We start from the raw sequence: 7,264 nt of genomic DNA, 5'->3' as shown, positions 1-7,264 counted from the left end.
GAGGGACCCCCAAGGTGAGGGTGGAGATGATGGAGGTTAAAAAGGAGCGAATCCCTGATGTGGTGACCTTTGTGGGGGAGCTGGAGCCGAGCAAAAGGGCCACCATCACCGCCAAGGTATCGGGCCTTATCGAGAAGATATACGTCCGGGAGGGGGATGACGTAAAGAAGGGAGGGGTCCTGGCCCGGATCGAACAGGACGATTATACCACCGCCCTACAGGCGGCCGAGGCAGCCCTGGCTGAGGCAACAGCCCACCTGGAGCAGGCCGAAAGGGACCACAAACGCTTTTCCGAACTCATCGAAAAGAAGGTCATTGCTCAGCAGCGATACGAGGAGGTAAGGACGGCCTATGAGCTTGCTCAGGCCCGTCATCAATCGGCCCAGGCAGCCCTGAGAAACGCCCGGATCCAACTGGACAACACCCTTATCAAGGCCCCCTTCTCTGGCTTTATCACAGCACGGTTCAAGGACGAAGGGGAGAGGGTCCGGGGTGGCCTACCCGGCATTGAGGCCTCCCTGTTGGAGATGGAGGATATCTCGCTCGTAAGGGCCACCGGCTTTCTTCCCGAGATAGAAATAAGTGAAGTAAAAACGGGGCTGGATGCCCAGGTGAAGGTGGACGCCCTGCCCGGGAAGACCTTTGGGGGGAAGGTCACCGTGGTAAACCCCAGGATCGATCCAGCCACCCGCACCTTTATGGTCAAGGTGGAGATCCCCAACAAGGAATTCCTCCTCAAGGGTAATATGTTCGCCAGGGTCACCATCGTCAAGGGTTATCGGGAGGCCCTCATCATCCCCAGGGAGGCGGTCCTCAGGGAGGAGGGGGTGTGGCTCTACCACTGCTTTATCGCCGAGGGGGAAAAGGCTCAAAGAAAGATCATCAAACCCGTCTTTACGTCCTTCCCGTATGTGGAGATAGAGGAGGGGCTGACGGAGGGAGAGAGGGTGATCGTCAAGGGCCAGCACCTCTTAAGGGGAGGGGAGGCCTTGGAGATCATGGGGAGGGGAGATGAGGCTTCCTGAGTTCGGTGTCAGGCGATCAATCACCACCATCATGGTCTTTTTGGGGATTGTGCTGCTAGGGGCAGTGTCCCTTTCCAAGTTGCCTGTGGATATGCTGCCGGATATCGAGCCCCCGGCCATCAGTGTCATTACTGTATATCCTGGGGCGGCGGCAGCGGACGTAGAGGACAAGGTCACCCGCAGTATAGAGAACCAATTGAGCATCGTCGATAACCTGGATACCATCACATCCATCTCTGCCGAGAACCAATCCATCGTCACCTGCAAGTTTGACTGGGGCACAGACCTGGATGAGGCCTCCAACAACATCAGAGAGAGGCTGGAGTTCGCCAAGAGACTACTCCCCGATGATGCCGAAGACCCCATAATCTTCAAGTTCAGCACGGCCATGGTCCCCATCCTCTTCATCGGTTTTACCGCTGATGAGAGCTATCCCAGACTCTATCAGTTTGTCGATAAATACATCGCCGATCGATTGAAGAACGTCCCCGGAGTGGGGGCCGTCCAGATCCTGGGTGGATTGGAAAGGCAGATCCAGGTGAGGCTCGATCGGCAGAGGATTCAGGCCTACAGGCTCTCGGTCGGTCGGATCGCCGATAAGATCCACGCCGAGCACCTGGACCTGCCCGCAGGCAAGATCAAGATGGGGGAAACTGAGTACCTGATAAGGGTCCTGGGGGAGTTTGAAGAACCCTATGAGCTGAACAATGTCATTGTGGGGGAGAGAAACGGTTCGTTGATCTATTTGCGGGATGTGGCCCAGGTGGTGGATACCCACAGGGAGCGGACGATGTTCGTCCGGGTGAATGGGAGGGATGCCCTCCTGGTGATGGTCCAGAAGCAGTCCGGGACCAATACCGTAACCGTGGCCCAGAGGGTGAAGAAGAGGCTGGAGGAGCTGAGGTACCTCTTCCCCAAGGATGTCGGTTACACCATCAACATGGATGCCTCTCGGGACATCTTGGTCTCCATCAAGAACCTCTCTACTACTCTCTGGTGGGCCCTAATAGCGGTTAGTGCCGTGGTCCTCTTCTTTCTGCGCCGGACCACAAACAGCCTCATCATCGTCCTCACCATACCCTTCTCCATTATCATCTCCTTCATCTTTATGTACATATTAGGCATCACCATCAACGTGATGTCGCTGTCCAGTCTGATCATTGCCATGGGGTTGGTGGTGGATAACGCCATTGTGGTCCTTGACAATATTACCAGACACGTTGAAGAGGGGGAGAGACCCGGGGAGGCCGCCATATTCGCCTCCTCGGAGGTGGGAAAGGCCATTACCGCCTCCTCCCTGACCTTGGCGGTCATCTTCATCCCCCTCATTTTCATGAAGGGGCTCACCGGGATCATGTTCAAGGACATGGCCATCGTGATCACCGTGACAATCCTGGCCTCTTTGTTCACGGCCCTCACCTTGACCCCCATGCTCTCCTCCCGCCTCCTCAGAAAAAAAGGGAAAGAGTCAAAAAAGAAGATCTGGCGATTCCTTATGAAGAGGTCCGAGCGGATCTTTTCAGGTATGGAGGAATTTTACGGAGGGCTCCTGGATCGGGCCCTGCAGCGCAAAAAGACCACCATCGCCATTGCTGCCCTCCTCTTCCTCTCCAGCCTGGCCCTCTTCCCTATTATCGGGACGGAGTTTATGCCTGAAGAGGACACCTCCTACATCCGGGCTCAACTAGAGCTCCCTGTGGGGACCAGGGTGGAGGAGACCGATGAGGTGATGCACAAGGTCGAGGAGATCTTCCGGCAGGAGGTGCCGGAGCTTAAGGTGATGTCTGTCCGCAGTGGTGAGGAGGAGAAGAGCCTGGCCCGGGCCTTCGGGAGCAAGATGGGGAGTCACATTGGCTATGGGGGTGTCAGGTTGGTGGACAAAGAAGATAGAGAGAGATCCTCTCAGGAGATAGCCTCTGTGCTCCGCAAAAAGATCTCCCGTATACCTGGCCTGCGGAGGGTGGGGGTGGGAACGCAGGACCCCATGGAGCGGATCCTGATGGGTGCGGGGAAACCGATCAGCCTCGAAGTCATGGGGCATGACCTGGAGCAACTCTCCGCCTTTGCCCTCAAGGTAAAAAGGACCTTAGAGCGCATCCCAGGCGCAGTGGATGTCTCCCTTGATTACGACCCCGGAAAGCCGGAGATCCATATCAGGATAGACAGGGAGAGGGCGGCAAGCCTGGGCCTGACCGTAAACCAGATAGCAGAGACCATGCGCACCAACTTCTACGGTCATGAAGCGGCCAAGTTCCTTGAGGCGGGCAGCGAGTACGACATCTTCCTACGCCTGAAGGAGCCCCAGCGGCGGATGATCTGGGACATCGAAAACACCTTCATTGCCCTTCTCAGTGGCAAGCACGTAAAGCTGAAAAATATCGCCCAGTTGCAGGTGAGCCATGGCCCGGTAGAGATCTACCGGAAGAACCAGATGAGGGTCATAAGGGTGGAGTCCCATGTGAGGGGGCGGCCTATGGGGGATGTGGCAAAGGACCTGGATAGGGCTTTGACGAAGATGCAGAAACCCCCGGGGATAATGACCTCCTGGGGAGGGGAGGTGGAGGAGCAGCGCAAGTCCTTCCGGGCCCTCTTCCTCCTTTTGGGCCTGGGTGTCATCCTGGTCTACATGGTGATGGCCTCGGTATTTGAGTCCCTTCTGCACCCCTTTATCATCATGTTCTCCATCCCCTTCCTCTTCATCGGAGTCCTCCTCTTCCTATTGCTCGGGGGGTCCACCTTTAACATGGTCTCTCTCATCGGGATGATCATGCTGGTGGGTATCGTGGTGAACAACGGGATCGTGCTGGTGGACTATATCAACCTCATGCGTGCCAGGGGTCTGGGGTTGCTTGAGGCCATCAGAACCGGGGGGCGCCGTCGTCTGCGCCCTGTCCTTATGACCACCCTCACCACCATGGGGTGTGCCTTTACGATGATCGTGAGCCGGGGGGAGGGGTCAGAGGCATGGAGGCCCCTGGGATTGACCGTCTTCGGAGGGCTCTTGACCTCTACCCTCATCACCCTCATCTTCGTCCCCACCCTCTATTACTTCATCGAGCGCAGGAGGGAGGCGAGGAAGAAGTGATGTATATGATCATGATGATCTATAACCAGGCCATCGATGAGGAGGTGATGGAGTTGCTGGAAGGATTAGAGATCGACAAGTACACCAAGTGGCAGCGCGTCCTGGGGAAGGGGGAGGTGAGCAACCCCCGCCTCGATTCCCCTATATGGCCCGGGGCAAACATGGTGTTGGGCATCGTCATAGATGAAAGGGAGAAGGTTCAGGAATTGACCGATCGGATAAAGGGACTGGATGCCCAGGTGGGGGACAAGGGGCTTTTTGCCTTTATGTGGCCGGTGGAGAAGATCGTCTGACCTACTCCTTTTGGATGGACTCCAATTTGATGAAATTAGCGTAATATAATTTTTAGGAGGCAAAATGGTGGAAAGTAAAATAGCCGGCGCCCTTGATCTAAAATACCATCCTGTGGCCCTTATTTGGACAGATGAGAAACCCCAAAATGCACTCCAGTTCAAAAAGGGGAAATGGGGATGCGTAATGTTTATGTTTGCCAGTGCAGCTAAAGGTAAAACAACTGTATTTGATAGGCAGACATATGGTTGCTGGGGTGGAGGTGTCGGCTTAGGATTTGGTAACCAGTATGTGAATTTTCCTGGAGGCATTGATTGTTTTTATCATTTTCTATCAACAGGAAATGAGCAATGGGATCAAGGAAGGAAGGTAGGAGAAGCCATTGGTAAGGCTGGAAGAGGTGAGTTTACTGACGATTTCATGTATGGCGAACGTTACGTAGAATCACCCGAGTTGGTAAAGAGATTTGTCGAACTTTTGCCCATCGTGGATATCCCTGCAAAATACGTCGTGTTCAAGCCCCTGAAAGACGCAGATTTACGGAAGGAAGAACCGGTAGTTATCGTATTCTTGGCTGACCCGGACCAGCTTTCCGCCCTTGTGATTCTGGCAAACTATGGCAGGGAAGGTAACGAGAACGTCATCATTCCGTATGCCGCCGGTTGCCAGACAATTGGTATCTACCCCTATAAAGAAGTAAGAGCTGAAAAACCAAGAGCAGTAGTGGGGTTTACAGACATATCGGCAAGGAAGAACGTCAGAAAACAGTTGGGAAAAGATCTGTTGAGTTTCGCGGTTCCTTTCACGATGTTTCAAGAGATGGAAGGCAATGTAGAAGGAAGCTTCTTACAACGAGAAACATGGAAAGCACTTATGGAATAGGAACAATGAGACTTTGTTCCTTTTCAAACCTCGGTGATAATCCTCGCATCGACCACCATCCCTCCTTCCCCCTCCTGAAAGAGGAAGAGGGGGTTGAGATCCACCCCCTTGATCTGGGGGAAGTCGATCATCAACTGTGAAAGCCGTAGCAGGGCCTCTTTGAGAAAGGCCAGGTCAAAAGGAGCGTTCCCCCGTGCCCCCCGCAAGAGGGGATAGCCCCTTAATTCAGCGATCATCCCTTCTGCCTCTCTTTCGGTTAAGGGGAGGACACGCAGCGTGGTATCCCCAAAGACCTCGGCGTATATCCCCCCGAAACCGAGCAGGACGATGGGGCCGAAGCCTTCGTCCACCTTTCCCCCCAAGATCATCTCCACACCTTCGGTCACAAATTTCTGGAGCAATATCCCCCCCTGATGATCCAACTTCTCTGGTATCCAGAGGAGTTGACCAAATTTATCCCTTAGTTTCTCCCCTTCCTTGATGTCCAGGGCTACACCTCCCATATCTGTCTTGTGGAGGATGCTCGGGGTATTTACCTTTAGGGCCAAGGGATAACCCAACTCCTTGGCCCTCACCATGGCCTCTTCCAGATCACGGCAGAGGAAATAAGGGGCCGTCTTGATCCCTGCTGCGGTCACGACATCCAGGGCCTCATGGAGGAGAAGGGGTCTCCCCGCCGCCCTGGCCCTTTGCATGATCTCGGAGATCTCCTCTCTATCTAAAAAGAAAGAGGGGGGAGGTTTTTCCCTCTCTATCTCCTTGGACCGTCGATAACGATCCCTCGATACGGCCAGGGCGGGCAGGGCCTCTCCCGGCTCGGTGAACATGGGATAGTCCAGGGACTTTTTGACAAATGCGATGCTCTGTTCATCGGAGAGGAAGCAAAGTGCAATGGGCTTTTGATACCTCTGGGCCAGATTGTCGAAGGCCTTCCCCAATTTTATCGACTCCTCCGTTTCCAAACCAGGGGCGGCGGCATGTTGAAAGAGGACCCCATTTACTCCTTCCTCCTTTAACACCTCCTCGGTGATCTGGGTGTAGAAGTTGAAATCGAACAGGTCACCCACATCGAGGGGATTTGTAGGTGTGATCACCTTAGCCCGAAAGGCCTTCTGTACTCGGCGCAGAAACGCCTCAGAAAGGGGATAGAGCTGAAATCCATGCTCCTCGGCAAAATCTGAGGCCGATATGGCTATCCCCCCAGAGCGGGAGATGATCAATAGGTTATTCCCCTTCATGGGGGGGATGCTGAAGATCTTTACAAAGTTGACCACCTCCCGATAGTCACGGGCCCTGACGATGCCCGCCCCCCTAAAGGCAGCACTCACAACCCGATCATCGGTGGCCAGGGCAGCAGTGTGAAACCTGGCGATCTGGGTGCTGGAGGGGTATATATTGACCTTTTGGACGATGATGGACTTTTTTGTCTCCTTAGCTATCTCCGTTAACCTGCAGCCATGGCTGATGCTCTCCAGATAGAGGACGATGATCTCCGTCTCCTCATCCTGCACCAGATATGTGAGGTAGTCGATCTCATCCAGGTCCAACTTGTTTCCCATGCTCACCACCTTGCTCACACCGATGTTGCTGCTGGCAAGCAGATTGATCAATGCAAAGACCACCCCACCACTCTGGGATATGATCCCCACCTTCCCCTCCCGCAAGGCCTCCCTCCGGAGGGGAAAAAAGGGTGTGACAAAGCCATTGCCCATATTGATGATCCCAATCCCGTTGGGGCCGATCAAGCGGATCCCCCACCTCCTGGCGACCCGTAGCAGATCTTCCTCTAACCTCCTGCCCTCCTCAGAATATTCCCCAAACCCCCCTGTCTCCACGATGGCCCATCTGATCCCCTTGCGCCCGCATCCATCGACTATAGCAGGTACAGTGTCGGCTGGGGTGAGGATGACCGCCACATCTATCCCCTCGGGGAGTTCGTCCACCGAGGCCAGCACCCTCCTGCCAAAGACCACACCACCAC

5 protein-coding genes are annotated in these 7,264 nt (G+C 54.7%); 4 read left to right on the top strand and 1 reads right to left on the bottom strand.

Annotated elements, in window-relative coordinates:
• Nucleotides 1–26 precede the first annotated feature (26 nt).
• The 4 genes from JRI46_11805 to JRI46_11790 all read left to right on the top strand — a co-directional run bounded on the left by JRI46_11805 (nucleotide 27) and on the right by JRI46_11790 (nucleotide 5,283).
• On the top strand, nucleotides 27–1,025 hold the full coding sequence (locus JRI46_11805; GenBank protein ID MBW2040249.1) for an efflux RND transporter periplasmic adaptor subunit: 999 nt from the start codon (nucleotides 27–29) through the stop codon (nucleotides 1,023–1,025).
• Complete coding sequence (locus tag JRI46_11800; protein MBW2040248.1) at nucleotides 1,012–4,110, top strand: efflux RND transporter permease subunit; 3,099 nt, start codon at nucleotides 1,012–1,014, stop codon at nucleotides 4,108–4,110. The genes JRI46_11805 and JRI46_11800 overlap by 14 nt, the downstream gene beginning before the upstream one ends.
• A complete protein-coding gene (locus JRI46_11795) occupies nucleotides 4,110–4,403 on the top strand; it encodes a hypothetical protein (protein ID MBW2040247.1) in 294 nt (97 codons plus the stop codon). Before JRI46_11800 ends, JRI46_11795 begins: the two co-directional genes overlap by 1 nt.
• Before the next feature lie 67 nt (nucleotides 4,404–4,470).
• Nucleotides 4,471–5,283 carry a DUF169 domain-containing protein gene (locus JRI46_11790; GenBank protein MBW2040246.1) on the top strand — a complete coding sequence of 271 codons (813 nt, stop codon included), beginning with the start codon at nucleotides 4,471–4,473 and terminating at the stop codon, nucleotides 5,281–5,283.
• Between the two features lie 23 nt (nucleotides 5,284–5,306).
• Here the strand turns inward: JRI46_11790 and JRI46_11785 are convergent.
• Nucleotides 5,307–7,264, bottom strand: a 1,958-nt coding sequence (locus tag JRI46_11785; protein MBW2040245.1) for an acetate--CoA ligase family protein, incomplete at its 5' end; no start/stop codon positions are given.

This window comes from Deltaproteobacteria bacterium, from assembly GCA_019308925.1.
Taxonomy (GTDB): domain Bacteria; phylum Desulfobacterota; class B13-G15; order B13-G15; family RBG-16-54-18; genus JAFDHG01.
This window is presented reverse-complemented; position numbering and strand designations above follow the sequence as displayed.

Coding starts and splice junctions, on each gene's coding strand:
- JRI46_11805 (MBW2040249.1), top strand. CDS start 27: ATGATGGAGGTTAAAAAGGAGCGAATCCCTGATGTGGTGACCTTTGTG.
- JRI46_11800 (MBW2040248.1), top strand. CDS start 1,012: ATGAGGCTTCCTGAGTTCGGTGTCAGGCGATCAATCACCACCATCATG.
- JRI46_11795 (MBW2040247.1), top strand. CDS start 4,110: ATGTATATGATCATGATGATCTATAACCAGGCCATCGATGAGGAGGTG.